22 protein-coding genes are annotated in these 24,542 nt (G+C 71.5%); 9 read left to right on the forward strand and 13 right to left on the reverse strand.

Annotated features, from left to right (window positions below; genetic code table 11):
- Positions 1-98: 98 nt before the first annotated feature.
- Complete coding sequence (locus AB0N82_RS15000) at positions 99-2,396, reverse strand: polyribonucleotide nucleotidyltransferase (protein WP_315993105.1); 2,298 nt, start codon at positions 2,394-2,396, stop codon at positions 99-101.
- Between the two features lie 305 nt (positions 2,397-2,701).
- On the opposite strand from AB0N82_RS15000, the gene AB0N82_RS15005 reads away from it, so the two are divergent.
- Positions 2,702-4,024 (forward strand): hypothetical protein, encoded by a 1,323-nt coding sequence (locus AB0N82_RS15005; RefSeq protein ID WP_363392612.1) that lies wholly within the window; start codon positions 2,702-2,704, stop codon positions 4,022-4,024.
- Between the two features lie 148 nt (positions 4,025-4,172).
- Here AB0N82_RS15005 and AB0N82_RS15010 read toward each other — a convergent pair whose 3' ends face one another.
- A complete protein-coding gene (locus AB0N82_RS15010; RefSeq protein WP_315993107.1) occupies positions 4,173-6,137 on the reverse strand; it encodes a glycosyltransferase in 1,965 nt (654 codons plus the stop codon).
- A 133-nt stretch (positions 6,138-6,270) separates the two neighbouring features.
- Here AB0N82_RS15010 and AB0N82_RS15015 point away from each other — a divergent pair, with 133 nt between their 5' ends.
- On the forward strand, positions 6,271-6,882 hold the full coding sequence (locus AB0N82_RS15015) for a VTT domain-containing protein (RefSeq protein WP_363392615.1): 612 nt from the start codon (positions 6,271-6,273) through the stop codon (positions 6,880-6,882).
- A gap of 108 nt (positions 6,883-6,990) precedes the next feature.
- Here AB0N82_RS15015 and AB0N82_RS15020 read toward each other — a convergent pair whose 3' ends face one another.
- On the reverse strand, positions 6,991-7,752 hold the full coding sequence (locus tag AB0N82_RS15020; RefSeq protein ID WP_363392618.1) for a fructosamine kinase family protein: 762 nt from the start codon (positions 7,750-7,752) through the stop codon (positions 6,991-6,993).
- A gap of 46 nt (positions 7,753-7,798) precedes the next feature.
- Here AB0N82_RS15020 and AB0N82_RS15025 point away from each other — a divergent pair, with 46 nt between their 5' ends.
- A complete protein-coding gene (locus tag AB0N82_RS15025) occupies positions 7,799-8,581 on the forward strand; it encodes a DNA/RNA non-specific endonuclease (RefSeq protein WP_363392621.1) in 783 nt (260 codons plus the stop codon).
- 82 nt (positions 8,582-8,663) lie between these two features.
- On the opposite strand, the gene AB0N82_RS15030 is transcribed toward AB0N82_RS15025, so the two are convergent.
- From AB0N82_RS15030 to AB0N82_RS15040, 3 genes are all read right to left on the reverse strand, one after another.
- Positions 8,664-9,266, reverse strand: a complete 603-nt coding sequence (locus tag AB0N82_RS15030) for a methyltransferase domain-containing protein (protein ID WP_363392624.1) — start codon at positions 9,264-9,266, stop codon at positions 8,664-8,666.
- 276 nt (positions 9,267-9,542) lie between these two features.
- The gene (locus AB0N82_RS15035; protein ID WP_363393339.1) at positions 9,543-10,187 is read right to left on the reverse strand and encodes an FMN reductase; all 645 of its coding nucleotides are present in this window, start codon (positions 10,185-10,187) and stop codon (positions 9,543-9,545) included.
- Between the two features lies 1 nt (position 10,188).
- Positions 10,189-11,421, reverse strand: a complete 1,233-nt coding sequence (locus AB0N82_RS15040; RefSeq protein WP_315993113.1) for an LLM class flavin-dependent oxidoreductase — start codon at positions 11,419-11,421, stop codon at positions 10,189-10,191.
- Positions 11,422-11,559: 138 nt separating this feature from the next.
- Between AB0N82_RS15040 and AB0N82_RS15045 the strand changes: the two genes are divergently transcribed.
- Positions 11,560-12,627, forward strand: a complete 1,068-nt coding sequence (locus tag AB0N82_RS15045; protein ID WP_315993114.1) for an acyltransferase family protein — start codon at positions 11,560-11,562, stop codon at positions 12,625-12,627.
- A gap of 153 nt (positions 12,628-12,780) precedes the next feature.
- On the opposite strand, the gene efeB is transcribed toward AB0N82_RS15045, so the two are convergent.
- From efeB to efeU, 3 genes are all read right to left on the reverse strand, one after another.
- On the reverse strand, positions 12,781-14,115 hold the full coding sequence (gene efeB, locus AB0N82_RS15050; protein ID WP_363393342.1) for an iron uptake transporter deferrochelatase/peroxidase subunit: 1,335 nt from the start codon (positions 14,113-14,115) through the stop codon (positions 12,781-12,783).
- A 2-nt stretch (positions 14,116-14,117) separates the two neighbouring features.
- Positions 14,118-15,347, reverse strand: coding sequence for an iron uptake system protein EfeO (efeO, locus tag AB0N82_RS15055; protein WP_363392628.1), 1,230 nt, complete (start codon positions 15,345-15,347; stop codon positions 14,118-14,120).
- Between the two features lie 64 nt (positions 15,348-15,411).
- Entirely contained in the window at positions 15,412-16,386 is a 975-nt protein-coding gene (efeU, locus tag AB0N82_RS15060; RefSeq protein WP_363392631.1) for an iron uptake transporter permease EfeU, read from the reverse strand.
- A gap of 203 nt (positions 16,387-16,589) precedes the next feature.
- Here efeU and AB0N82_RS15065 point away from each other — a divergent pair, with 203 nt between their 5' ends.
- Positions 16,590-17,606: a 2-oxoglutarate and iron-dependent oxygenase domain-containing protein gene (locus AB0N82_RS15065; RefSeq protein ID WP_363392634.1), complete on the forward strand. Its 1,017-nt coding sequence runs from the start codon at positions 16,590-16,592 to the stop codon at positions 17,604-17,606.
- Positions 17,607-17,889: 283 nt separating this feature from the next.
- Here the strand turns inward: AB0N82_RS15065 and rpsO are convergent, their stop codons facing one another.
- Positions 17,890-18,159 (reverse strand): 30S ribosomal protein S15, encoded by a 270-nt coding sequence (gene rpsO / locus AB0N82_RS15070; protein ID WP_013583433.1) that lies wholly within the window; start codon positions 18,157-18,159, stop codon positions 17,890-17,892.
- 195 nt (positions 18,160-18,354) lie between these two features.
- Between rpsO and AB0N82_RS15075 the strand changes: the two genes are divergently transcribed.
- The 3 genes from AB0N82_RS15075 to AB0N82_RS15085 all read left to right on the forward strand — a co-directional run bounded on the left by AB0N82_RS15075 (position 18,355) and on the right by AB0N82_RS15085 (position 20,959).
- The gene (locus AB0N82_RS15075; RefSeq protein WP_363392637.1) at positions 18,355-18,576 is read left to right on the forward strand and encodes a DUF167 domain-containing protein; all 222 of its coding nucleotides are present in this window, start codon (positions 18,355-18,357) and stop codon (positions 18,574-18,576) included.
- Positions 18,573-19,877 (forward strand): MFS transporter, encoded by a 1,305-nt coding sequence (locus tag AB0N82_RS15080; protein ID WP_363392640.1) that lies wholly within the window; start codon positions 18,573-18,575, stop codon positions 19,875-19,877. Before AB0N82_RS15075 ends, AB0N82_RS15080 begins: the two co-directional genes overlap by 4 nt.
- Before the next feature lie 164 nt (positions 19,878-20,041).
- On the forward strand, positions 20,042-20,959 hold the full coding sequence (locus AB0N82_RS15085) for a DMT family transporter (RefSeq protein ID WP_363392643.1): 918 nt from the start codon (positions 20,042-20,044) through the stop codon (positions 20,957-20,959).
- 112 nt (positions 20,960-21,071) lie between these two features.
- Here AB0N82_RS15085 and AB0N82_RS15090 read toward each other — a convergent pair whose 3' ends face one another.
- The 3 genes from AB0N82_RS15090 to AB0N82_RS15100 form a co-directional block, all read right to left on the reverse strand.
- Complete coding sequence (locus AB0N82_RS15090) at positions 21,072-21,632, reverse strand: YceI family protein (RefSeq protein WP_315993121.1); 561 nt, start codon at positions 21,630-21,632, stop codon at positions 21,072-21,074.
- A 141-nt stretch (positions 21,633-21,773) separates the two neighbouring features.
- A complete protein-coding gene (locus AB0N82_RS15095; RefSeq protein ID WP_013583439.1) occupies positions 21,774-22,139 on the reverse strand; it encodes an FKBP-type peptidyl-prolyl cis-trans isomerase in 366 nt (121 codons plus the stop codon).
- A gap of 259 nt (positions 22,140-22,398) precedes the next feature.
- A complete protein-coding gene (locus AB0N82_RS15100; protein WP_363392646.1) occupies positions 22,399-23,559 on the reverse strand; it encodes a PrsW family intramembrane metalloprotease in 1,161 nt (386 codons plus the stop codon).
- A gap of 83 nt (positions 23,560-23,642) precedes the next feature.
- Between AB0N82_RS15100 and AB0N82_RS15105 the strand changes: the two genes are divergently transcribed.
- Complete coding sequence (locus AB0N82_RS15105; protein WP_363392649.1) at positions 23,643-24,509, forward strand: fumarylacetoacetate hydrolase family protein; 867 nt, start codon at positions 23,643-23,645, stop codon at positions 24,507-24,509.
- The last annotated feature ends 33 nt before the right edge of the window (positions 24,510-24,542 follow it).

A 24,542-nucleotide genomic window follows, 5' to 3' on the forward strand; every position in this document is an offset into this window, starting at 1 on the left:
TGCGCGCGGCGCTGTCACATGAGCCCCGCTGACCACTTGCGTCACACGACGGATGCCCGCCCCGCATCGAGCGGGACGGGCATCCGGTGATCGCGCGATCAGCCTTCGGCGGGAGCCTCGGGGCCCTCGCTCGCGGCGGCCGAGCTCTGCGTGTCGGCGGGCTCGGGCGTGGTGGCCTCCTCGTCGAGCACGGGCTCGAGCGAGAGCTTGCCGCGGTCGTCGATCTTCGTGATGCGCACGAGGATCTTGCGGCCGACCGAGAGCACGTCTTCGACGTTCTCGACGCGCTTGCCACCGGCGAGCTTGCGGACCTCGCTGACGTGCAGCAGGCCGTCCTTGCCGGGGAGCAGCGAGACGAACGCACCGAAGGTCGCGATCTTCACGACCGTTCCGAGGAACTGCTCGCCCACCTCGGGGTTGGTCGGGTTGGCGATCGCGTTCACCTGGGCACGGGCAGCCTCGGCCGAGGGGCCGTCGGTCGCGCCGATGTAGACGGTGCCGTCCTCCTCGATGGAGATCTGCGCGCCGGTCTCATCCTGGATGGCGTTGATCGTCTTGCCCTTGGGGCCGATGAGCTCACCGATCTTGTCGACCGGGATCTGCACGCTGATGACGCGGGGCGCGGTGGGCGCCATCTCGTCGGGAGCGTCGATCGCGGCGTTCAGGACGTTGAGGATCGTCAGACGAGCCTCCTTCGCCTGGGTGAGGGCGGCGGCCAGCACCGACGACGGGATGCCGTCGAGCTTGGTGTCGAGCTGGATAGCGGTGATGAACTCGGAGGTACCTGCGACCTTGAAGTCCATGTCGCCGAGGGCGTCTTCGGCGCCGAGGATGTCGGTCAGCGCGGCGTAGCGGGTCTGTCCGTCGACCTCGTCGGTCACCAGACCCATGGCGATACCGGCGACGGGAGCGCGAAGGGGCACACCCGCGTTCAGCAGCGACAGGGTCGAGGCGCAGACAGAGCCCATCGACGTCGAACCGTTCGAGCCGAGGGCCTCGGACACCTGACGGATCGCGTAGGGGAACTCCTCGCGGCTGGGCAGCACCGGCACGAGCGCGCGCTCGGCCAGGAAGCCGTGGCCGATCTCGCGACGCTTCGGCGACCCCACGCGACCGGTCTCACCGGTCGAGTACGGCGGGAAGTTGTAGTGGTGCAGGTAGCGCTTGCTCGTGATGGGCGAGAGCGAGTCGATCTGCTGCTCCATCTTGAGCATGTTCAGCGTGGTGACGCCCAGGATCTGGGTCTCGCCGCGCTGGAAGATCGCCGAGCCGTGGACGCGCGGGATGACCTGCACCTCGGCGTCGAGCGGGCGGATGTCGGCCAGGCCACGGCCGTCCATACGGACGCCCTCGGCGAGGATGCGACCGCGGACGATCGTCTTGGTGACCGACTTGTACGCGGCGTTGAACTCCAGCGTCGCGACAGCGGGCAGCTCGCCCGACTCGACGGCGGCGAGCAGCTGCTCCTTGACCGAGGTCTTGACCTCGTCGTCGGCGTTCTGACGCTCCTGCTTGTCGGCGATCTGGTACACCGGCACCAGACGGTCGTAGGCGCGACCGGCGACGAAGTCGTAGGTCTCCTGGCTGTAGGCCGGGAAGACGGGGAACGACTGGATCTCCTTCGACGCGGTGCGAGCGACCTCGTTCTGCGCGTCGACGAGCTGGCGCAGGAACGGCTTCGCGGCCTCGAGACCCTCGGCGACGACCTGCTCGTTGGGCTTGGTCGCACCGCCCTTGATCATGTTCCAGCTGCCCTCGGTGGCCTCGGCCTCCACCATCATGATGGCGACGTCGCCGTCGTCGAGCACGCGGCCCGCGACGATGAGGTCGAACACGGCGTCCTCGAGCTGGGTGACGGTGGGGAATGCGACCCACTGGTCGGCGTGCTCGCCCTGGCCCGGGATGAGCGCCAGGCGCACACCCGCGATGGGGCCCGAGAACGGCAGACCCGAGATCTGGGTCGACATGGATGCCGCGTTGATGGCGAGGGCGTCGTAGAACTCGCCGGGTGCGATCGACAGCACGGTGACGACGATCTGGACCTCGTTGCGCAGGCCGTCGACGAACGACGGGCGCAGCGGGCGGTCGATGAGGCGGCACACGAGGATGGCCTCGGTCGAGGGGCGACCCTCGCGACGGAAGAACGAGCCGGGGATCTTTCCTGCGGCGTACGAACGCTCTTCGACGTCGACGGTCAGCGGGAAGAAGTCGAAGCCCTCACGGGGGTGCTTGCCGGCACTGGTGGCCGACAGGAGCATCGTCTCCTCGTCGAGGTAGGCGGCGACGGCGCCCTGGGCCTGCTGGGCGAGGCGTCCGGTCTCGAAACGGATGGTACGGGTGCCGAAGCGGCCGTTGTCGAGAACGGCCTCGGCGGCGGTGATTTCTGGACCTTCCAAGAGGTCCCTCCTTCTTTGTTTAGGCTCGCCGCCCCGTGTGGGCGACGAGCTGACATGCGAAGGAGCAGGAACAGGCAGAAAGGGCGCGCCGACGAATCGACCCGGAAGTCCCGGCGACTGGCCACCAGTAGACGACCACCCGGCGTTCCGACGGGGAGTCCACCACAGGGGACCAGCGTCTGCCGGCCTGCTCCGTGAGCTCATATGTAGTTGAGCGGATGCCAAGACGGCATTCGGGCTTCACCCTACCAGCGACGACCGCCCCGGGGTGGCCGCGCCACGCCTTCGTGCTCTAGCGTGACCTCATGGGTCTCACGCGTCTCACCAGTCACACGCTCGCCGCGTGCCTGGTCGTCGGCGCGACCTTCCTGCCGATTTCCGCCTCCGCCTCGGTCGCGTCGACCGCGACGAGCACACGTCCCGCCGCTGTCGACGAGTCGGCCGTGGCGGCGCTGAAGGACCAGCTGGATGCCGCGGAGGCGGCGGCAGCGTCCGCCTCCCGTCGCGCGCTGGACGCGTCCGCCGCCGCCGAGCGCACGCGCCGTCTCGCGGACACGACGTCCGCGCGCGCTCAGACCCTGACCGAGCAGAGTACGGCGGCCGATGCCGCCCTGTCGCAGGCGAGCAGCCGCGCGGGGGCCAGCGCCGCCCGCCTCTATCGGACGGTCGGCGCCGGGCCTCTGGTCGCTCAGCTGCTCACCGAGGCGGATCCCGATTCGCTGCTGCAGCGGCTCGGTCTCCTCGACCACGTCACCTCCGTCAGCGCGCGCACCGCGGGCGACGCCCGATCGGCCGCCGACGTCGCGACGTCACTCCGCACGCAGGCCGAGGCGGCGCGCACCGAAGCGGCTCGGCTCGCGGCCGAAGCGGAGACCACGGCGGCCGCGGCCCGCGGGGAAGCGGATGCCGAAGCGGCCGGTGTCGCGGCGGCGCAGTCGCGACTGGACGAGCTGTACGCGCAACTCGCCGCCCTGAAAGAGACCACCGCAGCCCAGGAGCGCGCAGCCCGTGAACGCGAGAAGGCCGCACGCGACGCCGCCGAGGCCGGCGGCGCGACCGGTGGCGGCTCCGGATCGAGCGGATCCGGCGGCTCGGGAGCGGGCGGCTCCGGCGGCAGCGGGTCCGGTGGCGGGTCGGGAGGAGCAGGCGGCGGGTCCGGCAACTCCGGCGGGGGCGGGTCGGGCGGCAGCGGCTCGGGCGGCGGGTCCGGCGGCAGCGGCGGAGGCTCGGGCGGCGGGAGCGGCTCCGGCGGAGGCGGTTCGAACGGCGGCGGGTCGGGCGGCTCCGGCGGCGGCTCGACGGCACCCGCGGGCCCGATCATGAGCCCGGGCGAGGCCCGCGACCATGCGCGCGGCGCGATCCGTTCCTACGGGTGGGGCGACGATCAGTTCTCCTGCCTCGTCTCGCTGTGGAATCGCGAGTCGGGCTGGCGCGCCGACGCCCTCAATCCGTGGAGCGGCGCGTACGGCATCCCCCAGGCGCTCCCGGGCGAGAAGATGGCATCCGCCGGTCTGGATTGGCGCACGAACGCGGCGACGCAGATCTCGTGGGGACTGTCGTACATCAGCGCGCGTTACGGCTCTCCCTGCGGAGCATGGGCGCACTCGGAGCAGACCGGCTGGTACTGAGCGCCGGCTCGGCGCGGGGCGCCGATCACGGACCCTTCGACGAGCTCAGAGTCCTCCGCGCGCGAGGTGGTTGAACCTGTCGAAGCCACCGGACCCCTCGACGAACCCAGGGTCCTTCCCGGGCAGCCGCCCCGGGCATCGGCGTGCGTCACGACGCGGGGGTGCGCTCCCGATCGCCGCGGGTGGGGAGCTCGACGTATCCCTCGTGCTTCGCGTGGATGCCGTCACCCGCGGTGCGACCGCGGACTCGGCGCCACACCCAGGGCAGCGCGTCACGGGTCAGCCATCCGCCGCGCGGGGCATCGTCGTCGGCGTGGAGCGCCTCATCGAGGCCCAGCAGGGCTCGTGCGTCGGGAACGCCGAGCGCCTCCGCCGCGCGGTAGGCGACGAGCCGGTGCCCCGACGAGCGTAGGTGCACCAGATCGTCGGCCCACAGCGGCAGCTCCCCGATCTCGGCGGCGGCCTCCAGGTCGAGCAGGATCGCGCCCTGGTCCGCGGCGATGCGGCGCAGATGCACGTTGTAGGCCGCGAAGCGGCGGGCGAAGATGCGAGCCGCCGGCCGTCGAGGGAGGAACGTCGTGACGAGCAGGACGTCGGCGCCCGTGCGACGTACCGCGCGCACCGCCGACTCGACCTCCGCCACGAGGGCGGGAATCACCGGGGCCGGCCCGACGAGGTCGTTGGCACCGATGAGGATCGACACGAGGTCGGGCTGCAGGGCCAGGGCCGCGGGGATCTGCTCGTCGATCAGGTGCCGCACGCGGCGGCTGCGCACGGCGAGGTTCGCGTAACGGAAAGGCCCCTCGTCGCTCGTGTGCGCGAGGAGCTCCGCGAGGCGGTCCGCCCACCCGCGGAACTGGCCCGAGGGCATGCGCGACGCGTCGCACAGCCCCTCGGTCAACGAGTCGCCGAGGGCGACGAAGCGGGTCCAGCGACCCCGTGTGCGCGTGGCCTCGACGGCCGCCGGGCGCGGCCCGCCGCGCAGGAGGAGGTTGTCGTCGATGCGGCGGAGGGCGATGGCATCCGCGTAGTGTCCGACGAGGTCGCCCGTCAGGGCCGCCCACGTGCGCCCCTGCACGGCGCCGCGCGCGGCGCGCGCGAAGGCGCGGCGCTTCGCCTCGTCGCCGACGAGATCGGCGACGCGCGCGCGCAGGTCGCCGAGGTCGCCGGGCTTGTAGAGCCAGCCGTCGACGCTCGAGCGCACGAGATCCAGCGGACCGCCGACTCCCGTCGCGACCACCGGGACGCCGCTGGCCAGGGCCTCCTGGATGGTCTGCCCGAAGGTCTCGCTCTCGCCCGGGTGCACGAAGACGTCGAACCCGGCCATGACCGATGACAGGGCCGTTCCGGACAGGTGGCCCGTGAAGACGGCATCCGGGAGGGCTTTCTCGAGCGCGGGGCGCGAGGGACCATCGCCGACGATCACCACGCGGGTGTCCGGCAGGCCGGCGAGGACGCGGAGGTCGTCGACCTGCTTCTCGGGCGCGAGGCGACCGACGTACCCGATGATGCGCTCGCCGTGCGGCGCCACCTCGGCGCGCCACGCGTCGTCGCGGTGCTCGGGGGCGAAGCGCACGGCATCCACTCCCCGACTCCAGCGGCGGATGCGATCCACGCCGAGCTCCTCGAGCTGACGTGTCGACGCCGACGAGGGAGCGAGGGTGAGCGTGGCCCGACGGTGCAGGCGGGCGACGTGAGCGGCGACGAGGGCCGTGGCGTGCGGCAGGCCGTACTTCTGCGAGTAGGCGACCACGTCGGTCTGGTAGACGGCGACGGAGGGGATCTTCAGGGCGTCCGCCGCGGCGAGCCCCTGCCACCCGAGGACGAACGGGGATGCCAGGTGCACGACATCGGGGTCGAAGTCGCGCAGCAGGGCGCCCAGGCGTGCCGCTCGGGCGAACACCACCCGCACCTCGGGGTAGGACGGCAGCGGCACCGAGCGCAGGAGCTCGGTGCGGGCGCCGTGCAGGTCGGCGGTGACGTCTCCCGACCTGGGGGCGATGACCAGCGTCTCGTGCCCCGCGTCGGCCAGGTGGCGCAGGACGTGGAGGACGGAACCGGTGACCCCGTTCATGTGCGGGAGGAAGGATTCGGCCAGCAGCGCGACTCTCACGACACCAGGGTGCGACCTCGGCGGCCCTCGCGGGGCGCGTGATGGGTCGACGTTCGCGATGTTCACCGGATGCTCCGCGGGGCGTCACCGCCGCGTGGGCGGGGCGTCTCGATCGGCGGCGGAGAGTGACGGGATGGACGGGGTCGACGCGTGGCTGCAGGCGATCGCGGCGAGCCCGTGGGCCCTGCCGGCGATGGCGATACTGGTGTTCGCGGACGCGTTCCTCGTCGTCGTTCCGGGCGAGGCGGCGGTCACGGCCTTCGGCGCCCTCGCCGTCGCGCACGGCACCCCGCCGCTGGGCGGTGTGATCCTCGTCGCCGGGGCCGCCGCGTTCGCCGGCGACCTGTGCTGCTACCTCGTGGGGCGCGCGGTGGGGGTCGAACGGTGGCCGTGGATGCGCGGGCCTCGCGTGTCGGCCGCGTTGGAGTGGGCACGCCGGCGCCTCGACCGAAACGCCGCACTCGTGCTGTTCACGGCGCGGTTCGTCCCGTTCGCGCGTCTCGCGGTGAACCTCGCCGCCGGGGCTGCGCGCGTGAATCCGGCGCGGTACCTGGGCGTCGCCGCTCTGGCGGCGCTGGCCTGGGCGGCGTATCAGGCGGTCATCGGCGCGGTGGTGGCCGCCGTCGTGCCCGGCGATCCGGTGGTGGCGGTGGTGGTCTCGATCCTCGTCGCGGTGGGGATCGGCGTGGGCGTCGACCTCGTCCTCGCCCGCCGGGCGAAGCGGCGGACGGCCGCGCGGGGCTGACGCGGGGCCGCGACGGCGCCCTCGCGTGGACCCGCCGATGCGCGCGCCTCGGGCTTCTCCGTCCGATCCTTTCGAGGGTCCCGAGATTCCAGATGCCGAGACCGGCGCTCAGACCAGCGCGAGCGTCTCCTCCGCCGCCTCGACCAGCGCTCGACCGTACGATGGACCGTGACCCGCGGCGTGCACCGCAAGCGGGTGCAGCTGATGGACCGGCACGCGGTCGCGCCATCCCCCGCGAAGCGGATGCGCGCGGTCGTAGGCGGCGATGATGCGGTCGAGGAACGGAGCGCCGAAGAGGGCGAGCATCGCGAGGTCGGTTTCGCGGTGGCCGCCGTGCGCCGCGGGATCGATGAGCACCACGCCGTCGGCGGCCCACAGCACGTTCCCGGCCCAGAGGTCGCCGTGCAGGCGCGCGGGCGTCTCCTCGTCGTCGAAGGCCCCCTCCGCGACGAGGGCGCACGCGCGCCGGACGGCCTCGGCTCCGGATGACGACAGAGCCCCCGCGGCGAGCGCGACCGGCAGGAAGGGCTCGACGCGCTGCGCGGCGTAGAACGCGCCCCACGTCGCCGTCGGGCGGGCGGGTTGGGAGCGGCGTCCGATGAAGATGTCGCCCTCCCACCCGGGCGGCGGCGAGCCGAAGGCCGGGGCGCCGGCGTCGTGGGTCGCGGCGAGCGCGGCACCGAAGGCTTCCGCGGCCTCGGCCGTCGCGCCCGTCTCGGCGATGCGCTCGATGCAGATGCGATCGTCGGCGACCTCGGCGACACGCGCGATGCGCGCTCCCCGCGCCTCCGCGAGCCAGCGGAGTCCGGCCGCCTCCGCGGCGAAGAAGCCCGCGGGCGCGTCGGAACGGGTCTTCACGTGCTGTTCCATCGCCTCAGTCTGTCGCGATGTCGGAAGGCCCGGGCACCATGGGCGTATGAGCGACGGCTACGACCCGGACTTCCTCGGCATCCCCCTGCCCCTCCCCTCGCCCGCACGGGCGACCACGCGGCTCGACTACCCGCGCTTCTCGGTGCTGCTCGACGAGGGGCGACGGTTCGCGGCCGTCACCGCCGTGGTGATCGACGGCGCGACGCTGCGCGACCTCCCCCGCACCGGCGAATGGCGTCTCGACCCGCGCGTCGATGCCGACGCGCAGGCGGGGGCCGAGATCTACAGCCGCAACGACCTCGACCGCGGGCACCTCGTGCGACGCCGGGACCCGGGCTGGGGCACGACCGACCAGGCGCAGGATGCCACCGAGGCCACGTTCTTCTACACGAACGCCGCACCGCAGGCGGCCGGCTTCAATCAGTCGAAGGAGCTCTGGCTCGGGCTCGAGGACCATGTGCTCGCGTACGCGGAGACGACCGATCAGCGCATGGCGGTGTTCACCGCGCCGGTGCTCGCCGACGACGATCCGCCGTACCGCGGCATCCGGGTGCCGCTTCGCTTCTGGAAGATCGCGGCGTGGCGCGAGGGCGACGCCCTGGCGGCCGCCGGTTTCGTGCTCGATCAGACCGACCTGGTCGATACGCAGCAGGGGCTGGTGGTGCCCCCGCTGGGGGCGTTCCGCACGTTCCAGGTGCCGATCGCCGAGATCGCGGCCGAGACGGGGATAGACGTGGGGCCGCTCGTCGCGGCGGATACCCTCGTCCGCCGCGGACTCCGCCCGGTCGCCGCGCGCGAGCTCCGCGGCGCGGACGACATCGTGCTCTGAGGCATCCGCTTCCCGGGCGGGTCGCTCCGTGCGCCGCTGCGGTCGCGGATCGCCGTGCGCTCACCGCCGCGGGCCGCGCGCGTCAGCGCACGCGCACCGCGTGCAGGAGCGAGTCGACCGCCGCCGCGGGGTGCCCCTCGCGGAGTTCCGCATCGGCGCTCGTTCGCACGATCCGTTCGCACCGCGCGATGCGGAACCGGTCGTCGAGCGCGCCGCGCAGCATCTCCGGGGTGTAGAGGATCGCGGGGTCGGAGGGCCCGTGACCTCCCGCGGCGATGTTCTCGACGTCGTGTCCGACGACGACGAGCGTGCCGCCGGGCGTCACCCATTGCGCGATTCTCGCGATCGCCGCCGCGCTGTCGGGAAGGTGGAGGTAGCACGACACGACGAGATCCACGGGGGCGTCGGGCTCCCATTCGTGCACGTCGGCCTGGACCCACTCGACGGCGTCACCACCGGGCCGAGCCGCGGCGAGCGCGAGTCCTGCGCTCGAGAAGTCGAGACCGGTACACGCCCAGCCCCGCTCCGCGAGCCACAGCGCGGTGCGTCCGTCGCCGGTGGCCACGTCGATCGCGGTTCCCGACGGCAGCGGGGTCACGATCTCCCGCACGACCGCGGGCGGTTGGGTGGCCCACACTCCCCCGGCCGAGGCGCGGTATCGCTCGTCCCACTGCGCGGCATCCATCCCGACTCCTTCTGCTCGCCCCCACCCTAGGCGGAGCGTTGCTTCGTCGCCCGCGCACGAGCTCTCCGTGGTGCGTACACCTTCCGCTCGGACGCCCCAGAAACGACGGAGGTCACGCGCATCACCGAGTTCGCGCCCCCGCACCCTTGAACCGGCCCGTGCACACCCTCCGCGACGCGCATACCCGCACCCCGAATCCCGCAGAGATCACGCCCATCACGCCCCACGCACGACGACGCCCCGCCACCCACGAGGGCGACGGGGCGTCGAGACGGGTCACTCCCCCGACAAGCCGCCGAGGAGGTGACCGAACGAGCGGCCCTCGCCGAGGTACGAGGAGGGGTCGAACGGGTCGGCGTCGCGCACGGGCTCGCGGGCTGCGATCGCGTCGGCGAACTCGCGGGCGCCGCGGTCGACGCGCGAGCCCAGCGGGGCGACCTCGTCGGCGTTGGAGCCCCAGTCACTGGATGCCGCGAACACCCCGGTCGGTACGGGATTCGCGTGCAGGTAGGTGAACAGCGGACGGATCGCGTAGTCGATCGCGAGCGAGTGACGGGCCGTGCCGGCGTTGGCGCCGATCAGCACGGGCGTGCCGGTGAGCGCCTGCGGGTCGAGCACGTCGATGAACGACTTGAACAGGCCCGAGTAGCTCGTCGAGAAGATCGGCGTGACCGCGATCAGGCCGTCGGCCGAGACAACCGTGTTGATCATCTGCTCGAGCGCCGGCGGGGCGAAGCCCGTCAGCAGGTTGTCGGTGAGGTCGTGCGCGTAGTCGCGCAGTTCGAAGACGTCGGCCGTGGCCGCGATCCCCCGCTCGCGCAGTTCGGCGAGCGCCGCGTGGGCGAGGCGGTCACCGAGCATCCGCGTCGACGAGGGCGTCGACAGTCCCGCGGTCACGACCGCGATACGACGGGCGGCCATCTCAGGCACCCACCTTCGTCGCCGCGGCGCCGAACGCGCTGCCCGAGCGCGGCGCGGCATCCTGGTAGGGGCTTCCCGAGACCATGTTGTCGCCGCGGTTCGCGCCGGGGACGGCCTGGCGCGGGGCGGCACCGGCGTAGATCTTCTCGACGAGGTTGGCGTGCGTGGGCGCGTCGGGCACCTCTGCCGGGCGGTTCTTCTGCAGCTCCTTGCGCAGCACCGGCACGACCTCACCGCCCAGGATGTCGAGCTGCTCGAGCACCGTCTTGGTGGGCAGCCCTGCGTGATCGATGAGGAAGAGCTGACGCTGGTAGTCGCCGAAGGTCTCGCGCATCGCGGCGTAGCGGTCGATGATCTGCTGCGGCGATCCGACGGTCAGCGGGGTCATCTCGCTGAAGTCCTCGAGGCTCGGGCCGTGGCCGTAGACGGGGGCGTTGTCGAAGTAGGGGCGGAACTCCCGCACCGCGTCCTGCGAGTTGGCGCGCATGAAGACCTGACCGCCGAGACCGACGATCGCCTGCTGGGGCGTGCCGTGGCCGTAGTGGGCGAAGCGCTCGCGGTAGAGGGTGATGAGGCGCTGGTAGTGCTCCTTGGGCCAGAAGATGTTGTTCGCGAAGAAACCGTTGCCGTAGTACGCGGCCTGCTCGGCGATCTCGGGCGTGCGGATCGAGCCGTGCCAGACGAACGGGGGCACGCCGTCGAGGGGACGCGGGGTCGAGGTGAAGCCCTGCAGGGGCGTGCGGAACTTCCCCTCCCAATCGACGACGTCCTCGCGCCACAACTTGTGCAGCAGGTCGTAGTTCTCGATCGTCAGCGGCAGGCCCTGACGGATGTCCTTCCCGAACCAGGGGTACACCGGACCGGTGTTGCCGCGGCCGAGCATGAGGTCGGCGCGGCCGCCCGACACGTGCTGCAGCATCGCGAAGTCCTCGGCGATCTTCACCGGGTCGTTCGTGGTGATCAGCGTCGTCGACGTCGTGAGGATGAGGCGCTCGGTCTGCGCGGCGATGTACGCCAGCGTCGTCGTGGGCGACGACGACCAGAACGGCGGGTTGTGGTGCTCGCCGAGGGCGAAGACGTCGAGGCCCACCTCTTCGGTGTGCTTCGCGATCGTCAGGGTGTCCGTGATGCGCTGAGCTTCGCTGGGCGTCTTGCCCGTGGTCGGGTCCTGGGTGATGTCGCTCACCGTCATGACACCGAACTGCATGCCCGGCCAGTTGTTCGTCTCACCCATGATGCGCCTCCTGTTTTGTATGCATCTGAATATACATGGTGGAACGCACCACGCCGGGGTTTATTCCGCCGTACCCCATCGGCATCCGGAATCCACCCCCGTGGCCCCCTCTCCCCGACGCGATTATCGTCGCCGGGGATGACGGATGCCTCGACCTCGCCCCCGAAGACACGCACGGCGTTCTGGGACAACGCCCGGTTCGCCGCGATCGTCCTGGTCGTGTTCGGCCACGCGATCCAGCGCTTGACCTACGACTCGGATGCCGCCGAGGCGCTGTACCTGCTCGTGTACGCGTTCCATATGCCGCTGTTCGCGCTGGTCGCGGGGTTCTTCTCATCGTCCGCCGAGCCGACGCGGCGCCGGATGGCTCGCCTGTTCACCGACCTCATCGCGCCCTACCTGATCTTCGAGACCCTGTGGACGATCACGCAGTTCCTCGTCACGGGGAGGACGAACCTCGACCCCGCGCAACCGTCATGGACGCTGTGGTTCCTGCTCGCCCTCGCGCTGTTCCGGCTCGTGCTGCCGTATCTCGCGCTGCTGCGCGCGCCCGTGGTGTGGGCCCTCGCGATCTCGATCGTGGCCGGATACCTGCCGAGCATCGACTCGACGTTCTCGCTCTCGCGCTTCCTCGGCCTGCTGCCCTTCTTCACCCTCGGATGGTGGCTGCGCGAGCACGACGTCGTCGCGCGCGCGGGGCTGCTCGCGGCGCGGCCCGTGTGGCTCCGGGCGGCCGCCGCGACCGTTCTGGTCACCGCCGCGGCGCTCGCCTTCGTCTTCGTCGACACCTGGCGCGACGTGCGGCTGGGAACCTGGTTCTTCTTCGTCGATGCCTATGCCGACCTCGACGCGCCGCAGTGGTGGGCGGGCGGGGTGCGGCTCGCGATCATCGCGCTCGCGCTCGTGCTGATGGCCGCGTTCCTGGTGCTGATCCCCCGCCGCGAAACCCGCTGGACGCACCTCGGTCGGTACACGATGTACGTCTACCTGCTGCACACGTTCGTGCTCTACCCGTTCCGCCAGTCGGGAGTGCTGCGGGGCCTCGAGCCGATGGGGCTGTGGATCCCTGTCGTCGTCGTCGCGAGCGTCGGCATCGCCGTGGCGCTGTCGAGCCGCCCGGTCCGGCGTCTGACGCGCCCGCTGGTGGAGCCCCGGATGCCGTGGCTCTTCCGCGACCGCGAGCTCGGCGCGGGTCGCGGGAGCTGACGCACCCCCGCGGCCCGCGACCCGCGACCCGCGACATCACACGATCGGCCCGAGAGCGCAGCTTCGACGACGCCGCACGTCGTGATCTCGCGCGGAACGTGTGACCTCGCGCCCGCACGGGCCCACGCCGCGCAGGCCCACACCGCCCGCTCCCTACGCGCCCAACAGCCCCGCCCCGATCGACGCGCCCGGGGCGGCAGCCGGGGGCACCGCCCACAGCCCCGAGCCGACGTGGCGGATGTACTCGCCCATGGCATCCGTCGACAGCGCCTTCTGCAGCGTGATGAAACGGTCAGGACTCTTCTGGAATGACAGGAAGAACAGCCCGGCGTTCAGCCGACCGAGGTCGGTCGTGCCGTCGACGAAGTTGTAGCCGCGTCGCAGAAGACGGATCCCCCCGTTGTTGTCGGGGTGCGCGAGGCTCACGTGGCTGCGCCGGTCGATGCGGGGCTTGCCCGTGGCATCCGTCGCCCCGAAGTCGGGCGCGGTGAACTCGTCGCCGCCCGACAGCGGCGCCCCCGCGCCCTTGTCGCGACCGACGACGCGGTCCTGCTCGGCGAGGCGGGTGCGATCCCACGTCTCGATGAGCATCGCGATGCGCCGCGCCACGAGATACGACCCTCCCGCGAGCCACGCCGGACCCTCGGATGCCGAGACCCACACGTTCTCGTCGAGCGCGGCCGTGTCGTCGGCCAGGATGTTGGCCGTTCCGTCCTTGTACCCGAAGAGGTTGCGCGGCGTCGTCTGCGCGGCGGTGGTCTTGGAGGTCCGGCCGAAACCGAGCTGCGACCAGCGGATCGTCGCACGGCCGAAGGCGATCCGGCTGAGGTTGCGGATCGCGTGGACGGCCACCTGCGGATCGTCGGCGCAGGCCTGGATGCACAGGTCGCCGTCGGAGCGCAGCGGGTCGAGGTCGTCGCCCAGGAACGCCGGCAGCCGTTCGAGGCCCGGCGGGCGCTGCCCCTCGAGCCCGAAGCGGGCGTCGAAGAGCGACGGCCCGAAGCCGAACGTGATCGTGAGGTTGCTCGCCGGAAGACCCACGGCCTCCCCCGTGTCGTCCGGCGGGGCCTCGGGCGAACCACCCAGGGCACCCGTCGCGCTGACGTCGAGGCCCTGCATCAGGCGGTTCGCGGCGTAGGTCCAGTCCGCGAGCAGCTCCGCGAGGTCGTCGCGGGTCGTCCGCGCCATCATGTCGTACGCGGCGAAATGCAGGTGCTCCTGCACCGGGGTCGTGATGCCGGGCTGATGGATGCCGGATGCCGGGGCCACGGCATCCATCACCCGTCGCGCCTGATCCTGGCCATACGCCGCTCCCCCCACGAGACCCGCGCCCGCGCCGACGACGAGGCTGGTCGCGCTCGCGCCGATGGCCAGGCCCATCAGGTCGCGGCGGGACACTCCCGCCGACGCGTCGCGGCCGGACGGCGACGCGGCTGCCGCCGAACCCGAGGGTCCGGCGGCAGCGGAGGTCTGTTCGTCGTGGCTCACGCTCACTCCAGCACCGTGACCGTCAGCTGCGACAGCGGCTCGGCGAGGGCGTTGATGAGGTCGGTCAGCTGACGCTTGTCCGCCTCGGTGAGCTGCGAGTACGGCACGAAGCCGGCGTCCGCGGAGCCGTGCGCGGCGAGGGCCGCCTCGAGGTCGGCGTAGCCCTTGTCGATGCGCGTCACCAGCTCGGCGCCCTTGTCGCCCTTCGATTCGGCGAAGTCGCGGACGAGCGAGAAGGCCATCTTGGAGCCCTCGACGTTCGCCGCGAAGTCGTACAGATCGGTCCCCGACCACCAGTCCTCTTCGCCGCTGATCTTGCCCGTGGCGACCTCGTCGAGCAGCGCGATGGCGCCGTTCGAGATGCCGGCCACGCCCTGCGCGTCGAGCGCCTGGGTGAAGGCGTCGGAGTGGACGTAGTCGTACAGCTCCTGCGTGTCGGCGATGAGCTTGTCGCCGTAGGTGGCGCGCTCGGCGGGGGTGGAGGGCGCCCAGTCCTTCCAGGCGGGCGTCTCGCCGTCCGCGTTCAGCGCGTCCTGTGCGGGGACCCAGAGGTCCTTCTCGATGCGGTGGAACCCGGTCCAGTCCAGGCCCTCGGCCACGGCGTCGACCTCGCGGTAGTCGATGCGGGGGTCGAGGTCGCCGAGCGCCTCGGCGATGGGCTCGATGCGCTCGTAGTACGCGCGGACGCGCGGGAACTGCTCGCGCGCCGTCGCGTCGTCGCCGCTCTCATAGGCGGCGGCGAGGGTCTGCACCGCGGGGATGAGCTGCCCGACCTGATCCTTCACGAAGGCCGCGTACAGATCGACGGCCTGCTGCTTCTGCTCGGCATCCGGTCCCTCGACGGCCACGGCGTCACCGGTCACCGTGAAGGCGGCTTTTCCGACGCCGTCGCCGACCATCCCCGGCTTGCACAGGGTGAAGTAGTCACCCGGCTGCGCGACGACGGTGAGATCGCGCGAGGCGCCCGGGGCGATGTTCTCGACCTCGCCCACGATGCGCAGGCCGTCGGATGCCAGCAGGTAGAACTCCGTGGTCTGGTCGCTCTTGTTGTCGACCGTGAAAGCCACGGTGCCGCTCGGGGCGCTCCCGGCCGAGACGGCGCAGCCGTCGACGGTCGAGGTCACGGTGAGGGCGCCGGAGGCCGCCGCGTCGGTCTTGGCGACGCAGCCCGAGAGGACGAGGACGGCGGCGCCGGCCGCGGCACCGGCCGCGAGGAGGCGTGTCGGATTCATGGTGCTGTGCTCCGTTCGAGGAAGGGATGCCGCGGCGTCGGGTGCGCGCGGAAGGAAAGGGGTCTCAGGGGGCGGTGGAGGTGGCGACCGTGGCCGGCGCGGCGTCGGGCCGGGACTCCGCCAGAGGAGTGAGCGGCGACGACGAAGGGCGCGGACGGCGGCCCGCACGCACCCCGCGCACGAAGAGCGGAGCGACGACGGCGACGTAGACGACCCATGCGATGACCTGGATCCAGGTCATCTGGGGCATGAAGCCCACGGTCGCCTGCAGGAGCACCGCCAGGGCGCTGTCGGGGGCGACGGTGGCCGACACGTCGAACGCCCAGCCGAAGGGGAAGCCCGCCCAGCCGGTGGCGACCAGACCGGTCGCGGCGTCGATCGGCGCGCCGGCGCCGAACGGACCGGGGAGCACGCCCGCCTCCTGCAGATCGTGGAAGGCGTAGGCCAGCACGCCCGCGGCGACGACGACGAGGAACCCGCCCGTCCAGGTGAAGAAGCGGCCGAGGTTCAGGCGCAGCATGCCGCGCGCGATGAACCAGCCGAGGACGACGGCGGTGGCGAGCCCCAGGAGCGCGCCGAGCAGCGCCACGGGCGACTCGCCGAACGACTGCACCATCGACCAGAGCAGCAGGGTCGTCTCCACACCCTCGCGGGCCACCGATACGAACCCGATCGCGACGAGCGCCCACACGCCGCCGCGCAGTGCCTTGTCGATGCCGCCCTCGAGGCCCGCCTTCAGGGTGCGGCCGGCCTTCTGCATCCAGAAGATCATCCACGTGACCATCGCGACCGCGAGCAGGGAGAGTCCCCCGCCCAGCAGTTCCTGCGCCTCGAACGTGAGCATGTAGGCCCCGAACGTGAAGATCGCCCCGACGCCGAGCGCCAGGGCCACGGCGAGCCCCACGCCGGTCCACAGCTTCGGCAGGGCGTCGCGGCGATCGAGGCGCGTGAGATAGGCGACGAGGATGCCGACGACGAGTGCGGCCTCGAGGCCTTCGCGAAGGCCGATGAGGAAGGTGGCGAAGAAGCTGGCAAGCACGGGCGGGAGTTCCGACTTTCACGAGGAGGAAGGACCGCGACGCTGCGGATCAGGTAAGGACAGCCTCACCTGACTGTGACAGATTACGCACTTTCGCCGGTTCGCGCATCCCCGATGTCGACCGGATGCGGACGCCGCGGGCATCCCCGGTAACGCTCGGCAACATTCGCCCACCAGCGCGCGCCCCGACCTAGCCTCGATCCATGTCCGAGTTGAACCTCCCGATCCTCGACCTCTCGCTCCTCGATCAGGGGCCCGAGGCCGCGTCCCGCTTCCGCGACGACCTGCGCTCCGCCACTCACGACGTCGGCTTCTTCTACCTCACCGGCACGGGCGTCACGCCCGCGCTCGAAGAGCGCCTGCTGCAGGCCGCCCACGACTTCTTCGCCCTCCCCGAGGCCGAGAAGCTCGCGATCGAGAACGTCACCAGCCCCCACTTCCGGGGCTACACCCGTGTCGGCGGCGAGCGCACGCAGGGGCGCGTGGACTGGCGCGAGCAGATCGACATCGGGCCCGAGCGCGACGCGATCCCGGATGCCGACGGCCCCGGTTACAACCGGCTCATCGGGCCGAACCTCTGGCCGGCCGCCCAGCCCGAGCTGCGCGAGGTCGTGACCGAGTGGCACGACCACCTCACCGGTGTCGCCCGGAAGCTGCTGCGCGCGTGGGCTCTCGCCCTCGGCGCCGAGGAGCAGTACTTCGACCGGCACTTCGGCGACCCGCAGACGCTCATCAAGATCGTCCGCTACCCCGGCAAAGAGGACCCGACGCCTCAACAGGGGGTCGGGGCGCACAAGGACTCCGGCGTCCTCACGCTCCTGTGGGTCGAGCCCGGCAAGGGCGGCCTGCAGGTCGAGCGCGACGGCGAGTGGGTCGATGCTCCCCCGGTGCCCGGCGCGTTCGTGGTGAACATCGGCGAGCTGCTCGAGTACGCCACTCAGGGCTACCTGACCGCGACGAACCACCGCGTGATCTCGCCGAGGTACCCCGACGAGCGCATCTCGGTGCCGTTCTTCTTCAACCCGGCGCTCGACGCGCGCCTGCCGATCATCGACCTGCCCGCCGATCTCGCCGCCGAGGCACGCGGCGTCTCGCAGGACCCGACCAACCCTATCCACGCCACCTACGGCGAGAACGCGTTGAAGTCCCGCCTGCGGGCCCACCCCGACGTCGCGGAGCGGTGGCACTCCGACCTGCTGGCCGCGCGCACGGCGTCCTGACCCGCTCGACGAACGCCCGCTGGCCGGCCGACCCGGCGGCGGGCGTTCGCCATTCGCCGCTCGCCGTTCGCACGCCGGAGGTGGCCGGTTCTCGGCGCCGAGGCGGCCGGTTCTCGGCGCCAAGGTGGCTGAGCTTGTCGAAGCCACCGGGGTGCGCGTGGGCTCCGGTCCCTTCGACAGGCTCAGGGACCTCCGACGACGATGCACGTGGGAACGCCGAAGGCCGCCCCACACCGTGGGGCGGCCTTCCAAGAATGTTTTGCGCGATAGAACGCTGGTGCGATTAGCGACGCAGACCGAGACGCTCGATGAGCGAGCGGTAACGGTTGATGTCGACGTCCTGCAGGTAACCCAGCAGGCGACGGCGCTGACCGACGAGCAGGAAGAGTCCACGGCGCGAGTGGTGGTCGTGCTTGTGGATCTTGAGGTGCTCGGTGAGGTCCTTGATGCGCTGCGTCATCATCGCGACCTGCACCTCGGGGGATCCGGTGTCACCGGGGTGCGTCGCGTACTCTTCGATGATCGCCTTCTTGACGTCTGCTTCGAGTGCCATAGATGGGATCCCCTTCCTTCTCATTGCGCGGCGCCCGTCACACGATGTGCGAGCTCTCTTTATCCGCGGCCGATCGAACGGCAACCGCATGAGTCTACCAGCATCCGGATGCCGCGAACGAACCGCTGCGCCCTGGCGCGGCCCCCGCGCGCTCCGGCGAGCGGGGGCGTCGGAGGGCTGGCGTAGCCTCGATCCGTGCAGCTCACCGTCCGCGTCAAGCCCGGCAGCCGCCGCGGCCCCCTCGTCGAAGACACCGCCGACGGCCTCGTCGTGCACGTGCGCGAACGCGCCGTCGACGGCGCAGCGAACAGCGGCGTGGTCCGCGCCCTCGCCGCGCACTTCGGCGTGGCCCCGCGCGACGTCGACATCGTCCGCGGCCACACGGCCCGCGTGAAGCGCGTGGACGTCGACGCATGAGCACACGGCAGAGCGCCCTGATCGACGTGCGCCCCCTCACCACCTCCCCCGCCTTCGCGCGCCTGTGGATCGGGTCGACCCTCGCGGGCCTCGGCGGCCAGCTCACGGTCGTGGCGGTCATGCTGCACGTCTTCGAGCTCACGCAGAGCACCTTCGCGGTGTCGATGATCGCCGTGGCGGGCCTCCTGCCGATGGTGGCTGCGGGGCTCTACGGCGGCATGCTCGCCGACGCATTCGACCGCCGCACGGTCGCCCTCCTGGCGGCGGTGGTGACCTTCGCCTCCACCGCCCTGCTCGCGACCCTCGCGTGGACGGGCCTCGAGACGGTCGGGTGGCTCTTCGTCCTCAGCGTCGTGAACTCGGCGGCGAACTCCATCGTGATGGCCACGAAGTCCGCCATCACTCCGCGCCTGCTTCCCCGCGACCTGCTCCCCGCGGCGGCCGCCCTCCAGGGGGTCACCGTCGGCATCATGGTCATGGCCGGCCCCGCCCTCGCGGGCGTGCTCGTCGCCTTCGCCGGATACGCCTGGACCTACTCGCTCGACGTGCTGCTGATGACCTCGCTGTTCCTCGGCCTGTGGTCGTTGCCGCGGCTGCGGCCCGAGGGCGAGGTCGTGCGCCCCGGCCTCGCGTCGCTGCGCGACGGCGCACGGTTCCTGCGCCGCGCCCCGAACATCCGTTTGCAGTACATCCTCGACATCATCGCGATGACCTTCGGCCAGCCGGTCGCCCTGTTCCCCGCGATCGGTGCGGTGCTCCTCGGCGGCGGCGCGATCACGACCGGCGTTCTCACGGCGGCGGTGGCGGCGGGAGCGTTCCTGTCGAGTCTGTTCTCCGGTCCGGTCGGGCGGGTGCGCCGCCAGGGGCTGGGCATCGAGCGGTCGATCCAGGTCTACGGCCTGTCCATCGGGCTCTTCGGCCTCGTGCTGCTCGCGGCCGCGGTGGGGTGGGGCCGCCCCACCGACACGGGCGAAGACCGGGGCGCCGTGCTCCTCATCGTTCTCGCAGCCCTCGTCCTGGCCGTCTCGGGCGCCGCCGACAACGTCAGCGCCATCTACCGCTCGACCATGATGCAGGCGGCGGTCCCGGATGCCATGCGCGGGCGTCTGCAGGGGATCTTCATCGTCGTGGTGGCCGGCGGCCCCCGCGTGGGGGCGCTCTACGCCGGTACCCTCGCCACCTTCGCGGCCCTGTGGGTCCCGCCCCTGCTCGGTGGCATCGTCATCCTGGCCCTGGTCGGCACCCTCGTGCGTCTGTCCCCGCGCTTCCGCGACTACGACGCACTCGACCCGCAGCCCTGAGTCCCGCGGCACCTCGCGGGGGCGCGTCGCCCCCGTCGGGCAGCACGGCAGCCCTCCCGAGCGGAACGGGCCGAACACGACCGGACTGCCGATCGTCGGCGTATTCCGGACGTCGCATTCCGGCGACACGATCGATGTCGGAACATCGCCCTATCGTCGGGAGCGTGGCATCCGCTCCCTCCCCCTCCCCCGTCTCGATCGCCGTGCAATTCGTGCTCACCGGCATCGTGTGGGGGTCGAGCTTCCTCTTCATCGCGATCGCCCTCACCGGCATGACGCCCGCGCAGGTCGCGGGCGGCCGGTTGCTGTTCGGCGCTCTCGCCCTCGGTGCCATCGTCGCGATCCGGCGGGAGCGCCTGCCCCGCGACCGGCGCGTCTGGGCCCACCTGTGCGTGCTGGCCTTCAGCTTCTGCGTCGTGCCGTTCCTGCTGTTCGCGTGGGCCGAGCAGCACGTGTCGTCGGGACTGGCGAGCATCTTCAACGCCACCACGCCGATCATGACAGCGATCATGGCGTGGGCGGTGTTCCGCGTCGAGCGCCTCGAGCTCGGTCAACTGCTCGGCGTCGCCGTGGGTATCGCCGGTGTCGTCGTGATCATCGCCCCCGGCGCCGTGTCCGAGGTCGGCGACAGCATCGTCGCCCAGCTCGCCCTGCTCGGCGCGACGGCCTGCTACGGCTTCAGCCTCGCCTACATGCGCCGCTTCCTCGGCGACACGGGCCTGTCGGGGATCGCGTTCGCGTTCGGCTACATCGGTCCGGCTGCGGCCTTCATGGTCGTGCTCTCCCCGCTGATCCTCGCGGAGCCGATGGACCTCTCGCTCCCCGTCGTCGGCAGCATCTTCGCCTTGGGCGTGCTCGGCACGGGCATCGCCTACGTCTGGAACCAGAACACCCTGCGCGCCTGGGGCCCCACCCGCGCGTCCACCGTGACGTACATCACCCCCGTCGTCGGGGTGGCCCTCGGCATCCTCGTCCTCGGCGAACGAATCTCCTGGAATGAGCCGGTGGGGGCCGCCGTCGTCTTCCTCGGCATCCTGCTCGTGCAGCAGCGCCTGCGCCTGCCGCGCCGCACGCGGGCCTGAGTCGACGCGGCGGACCCCGCGTCGCGCCCGGACGGACGAAGACCCCGCATGCCAGGGTGTGGCATCCGGGGTCTTCGTGGGGATCACGACCGCAGCGAGCGCTGCGGAGCGATCACGCCTGGTGCGCGAACTGCAGGTCGAGCTCGATGGTGACGTCCTTGCCGACGAGGACACCGCCGGTCTCGAGGGCGGCGTTCCAGGTGAGGCCGTAGTCCTCGCGGTTGATGACGGTCTTCGCGGTGGCGCCGACCTTGTAGTTGCCCCACGGGTCGGTGCCGAAGCCGCCGAAGTCGATCGAGAAGGTGGCGGGCTTGCTGACGCCGCGGATGGTCAGCTCGCCGTCGACGAGGTAGTCGCCGTCCTCGACACGGACGCCGGTCGAACGGAAGTCCATCGTGGGGTAGGTCTCGACGTCGAAGAACTCGGCCGAGCGGAGGTGCTGGTCGCGGCCCTCGTCCTTGGTGTCGACCGAGGTGACGTCGACGGACGCTTCGACGGTGGCCGCGAGGGGGTTCTCGGGCGCGACGAGCGTGGCGCTCTTCATGCCGAAGGTGCCGCGCACCTTCGAGATCATCATGTGACGGACGGTGAAGGTCACCTCGCTGTGCGAGGGGTCCAGGACCCAGGTGCCCGCCTTGTAGCCGGGGATGTCGAGGGTGGTGGTGTCGGTCATGTCACTCCTAGAGGTCTGGGGAGCCGCGTCGGCGTCCTGGGGAGGTCTAACTCCCATTCACACGAATGTATTCCAGGTTCGTGGAAAAAAACGAACCCGAGGGTGCCGCAGCCTCCTCGGGTTCGTGAACATCGGGTGTCGTCAGCCGACCTTGAGCAGATCGATGATGAAGATGAGGGTCTTGCCGCCGAGGAAGTGACCACCGGCGGGGCCGTAGGCGAGGTGCGGCGGGATCACGAGCTCGCGGCGTCCGCCGACCTTCATGCCCGGGATGCCGTCCTGCCAGCCCTGGATGAGGCCGCGCAGGGGGAACTGGATGCTCTCGCCGCGACCCCACGACGAGTCGAACTCTTCGCCCGACTCGTACTCGACACCGGCGTAGTGCACGGTGACCGTGTCGCCGGGCTTGGCCTCGTCGCCGTCGCCGACGATGATGTCGCGGATGACGAGGTCGGAGGGGGCGGGGCCGCTGGGAGCGTCGAACTCCGGCTTGGTGCGATCAGTCATGCATCCATCCAAGCACGCCCGCGCGTGCGCGGCAGCCTCTGGACACCGCCGGAGGAAAGACTCAGCGCCCGGTGCCGCGGCGATGCCTGCGTGTCTCCCGGGCGCTGAGTTGGCCTGTACCGATGGTGCTCCCACCCCACGGCGGTGTCAAGACCCCCGTCGACGAGGACCAGTGGCGCCGGCCCGTGACGAAGGGACGGCGGCGGCGCGCAGGTGCTTGCGGCGATGCGCCCGCCCGGGCACACGCAGCCGCGGTCCGTCACCGCGACAGCAGGGCCGCCCGCGCCGCCGTCGTGCGCTCGAGCAGGTAGCGCTCGGTCGCCGGAGCCTGGGGATCGCGCCCCGACAGCGTGCGCTGGCGCGCGGCGGCGAGCGCCGTGGCATCCATGATGAACGTCCTCATCACCGGCGAGCGGTCGCCCGGCAGCGTGCGCGCCCAGGCGATGGCGGACCGCCGCCCCGGCCCCGTGGCGAGCATGTCGACCTCCTGCGGGGTGAACCATCCGGCGGCGGCGTATTCGCCCAGGCGGGCGCGGGTGAGGCGCGACTCCTCACGGCGCAGGGCCAGGATGCCGAGGATGAACAGCACGAACAGCGGAACCTGCAGCGCCGCGTAGACCTCGAAGAAGTTCGCGAACGTGGCCGACCCGTTCCAGAGGCCGTGCAGCACGATCGCCCCGACGAGGCCCGGGATGCCGTAGGCGAGGGCCGCGCCCGTGCGCAGGCCGCGACGCGCGGCGAGGCCGAACGCGAACCCGGTGAGACTGGTGAACATCACGTGGGCGAAGGGCGAGAGGACGGCCCTCAGGAAGAAGGTGCTCGCCACTTGAGCCGGGCCGCCCTCGAGGTAGCTGATCGCGAAGTACTGCACGTTCTCGGTGAGCGCGAAGCCCGCTCCGATGAGCGCTCCATACACGATGCCGTCGACGGGGCCGTCGAACGCCCGGCGGGCGAAAGCGAAGATGAGCAGGACGCCGAGACCCTTCGCGATCTCCTCGACGATGGGCGCCTGGACGACGGCGCTGAACGCCTCCGGCAGTCGGCCGACCACGAGCGTGAGCAGCAGGTCGACGCCCAGGGCGATGACGACCGCGGCGATCGCCCCCCAGGCCACCGCGAACACGAGCAGGCGGCGCGGCTCCGGCTCCCACCGGTCGATGTAGCGCACGGCGAACCACACGATCACGAAGGGGATCGCGGCGAGCACGAGCCCGAGGAACGTCGCCGCCGTGCCCAGGAACCCGGTGAAGTACCGCACGAGCAGCGCCAGGAGCGGAACGAGCAGCACGGCCACCACCCACAGCGGCACGCCCCCGCCGCGCGACCGCGGCGGGGCGGCCGATGCCGTTACCTGCGGAGCCGTCGTGATGCGAGTCGGTTCCACCGAACCGGGCCGGGACAACGGCGAGGGGGAGCTCATGGGCTCAGCCTAGAGCGGGCCGGGGACGGCGCATCCGGGGCTTGCGGCCTCCGCTGCGGGGCGCGGGCCGGTAGCGTGGAGGCATGCGTTTCGCCCACGTCCGGTCTCAGGAAGGGGCGGAAGCCCCCCGTCTCGTCAGCGTCCACGGTGAGGAGTTCTCGTTCGTCGACGAGCTCTTCGACGGCGCCCCTGCCACGCTCGAGCAGCTGATCGCCGGCGGTAACGCCCTCCTCGATCGCGTGCGCGAGGCCGGTGCGACCGCCCCGCGGCAGCCCCTCGCCGGCATCCGCTTCGCCTCGGCCGTGCTCGCTCCCCCGTCGATCCTCGCGGTGGGACTGAACTACGCCGCGCACTCGGGCGAGTTGGGACTGAAGACCGACGCGGGCCCGACGGTGTTCGTCCTGTGGCCGAACTCGCTCACCGCGCACGAGGCGACCACGTCGTGGCCCCGGGCGCTCAGCGAAGCCGTCGACTACGAGGCCGAACTCGGGGTCATCATCGGCCGGCCCGGCCGCGACATCCCCGAGTCCGACGCCCTCGACCACGTGTGGGGCTACACGGTCGTCAACGACATCACCGCGCGCAACATCCAGTTCTCCGAGGCCCAGTGGTCGCGGTGCAAGTCGTTCGACGGCTTCACCCCGACCGGTCCGTTCGTGGTCACGGCCGACGAGATCCCCGACCCGCAGGACCTGCACATTTGGACCGTGGTCGATGGACACACCGTGCAGGATGCCAGCACCGGCCAGATGGTGCGCTCGGTGAAGACGCTGATCAACAAGCTGTCGGAGTCGGTGACCCTGCTGCCGGGCACCCTCATCTCCACCGGGAGCCCGGGCGGTGCCGGCTACTCCCGCGACCCGCAGATCTTCCTGCGCGACCGCTCCACGGTGACCGTCGGCATCGACGGCATCGGCGAGCTGACCACGCACTGCCGCATCCTCGACTGACGCGGCATCCGGAAGCTCCTCCGGATGCCGCGA

This window comes from Microbacterium sp. NPDC089186 (assembly GCF_040685115.1).
Classification (GTDB): domain Bacteria; phylum Actinomycetota; class Actinomycetes; order Actinomycetales; family Microbacteriaceae; genus Microbacterium; species Microbacterium galbum.

Bases quoted from the DNA above. Each gene is read 5' to 3' on its own strand.
- AB0N82_RS15005 (WP_363392612.1), top strand. From the start codon at position 2,702: ATGGGTCTCACGCGTCTCACCAGTCACACGCTCGCCGCGTGCCTGGTC.
- AB0N82_RS15015 (WP_363392615.1), top strand. From the start codon at position 6,271: ATGGACGGGGTCGACGCGTGGCTGCAGGCGATCGCGGCGAGCCCGTGG.
- AB0N82_RS15020 (WP_363392618.1), bottom strand. From the start codon at position 7,752: ATGGAACAGCACGTGAAGACCCGTTCCGACGCGCCCGCGGGCTTCTTC.
- AB0N82_RS15025 (WP_363392621.1), top strand. From the start codon at position 7,799: ATGAGCGACGGCTACGACCCGGACTTCCTCGGCATCCCCCTGCCCCTC.
- AB0N82_RS15030 (WP_363392624.1), bottom strand. From the start codon at position 9,266: ATGGATGCCGCGCAGTGGGACGAGCGATACCGCGCCTCGGCCGGGGGA.
- AB0N82_RS15035 (WP_363393339.1), bottom strand. From the start codon at position 10,187: ATGGCCGCCCGTCGTATCGCGGTCGTGACCGCGGGACTGTCGACGCCC.
- AB0N82_RS15040 (WP_315993113.1), bottom strand. From the start codon at position 11,421: ATGGGTGAGACGAACAACTGGCCGGGCATGCAGTTCGGTGTCATGACG.
- AB0N82_RS15045 (WP_315993114.1), top strand. From the start codon at position 11,560: ATGACGGATGCCTCGACCTCGCCCCCGAAGACACGCACGGCGTTCTGG.
- efeO (WP_363392628.1), bottom strand. From the start codon at position 15,347: ATGAATCCGACACGCCTCCTCGCGGCCGGTGCCGCGGCCGGCGCCGCC.
- AB0N82_RS15065 (WP_363392634.1), top strand. From the start codon at position 16,590: ATGTCCGAGTTGAACCTCCCGATCCTCGACCTCTCGCTCCTCGATCAG.
- rpsO (WP_013583433.1), bottom strand. From the start codon at position 18,159: ATGGCACTCGAAGCAGACGTCAAGAAGGCGATCATCGAAGAGTACGCG.
- AB0N82_RS15080 (WP_363392640.1), top strand. From the start codon at position 18,573: ATGAGCACACGGCAGAGCGCCCTGATCGACGTGCGCCCCCTCACCACC.
- AB0N82_RS15090 (WP_315993121.1), bottom strand. From the start codon at position 21,632: ATGACCGACACCACCACCCTCGACATCCCCGGCTACAAGGCGGGCACC.
- AB0N82_RS15095 (WP_013583439.1), bottom strand. From the start codon at position 22,139: ATGACTGATCGCACCAAGCCGGAGTTCGACGCTCCCAGCGGCCCCGCC.
- AB0N82_RS15100 (WP_363392646.1), bottom strand. From the start codon at position 23,559: ATGAGCTCCCCCTCGCCGTTGTCCCGGCCCGGTTCGGTGGAACCGACT.
- AB0N82_RS15105 (WP_363392649.1), top strand. From the start codon at position 23,643: ATGCGTTTCGCCCACGTCCGGTCTCAGGAAGGGGCGGAAGCCCCCCGT.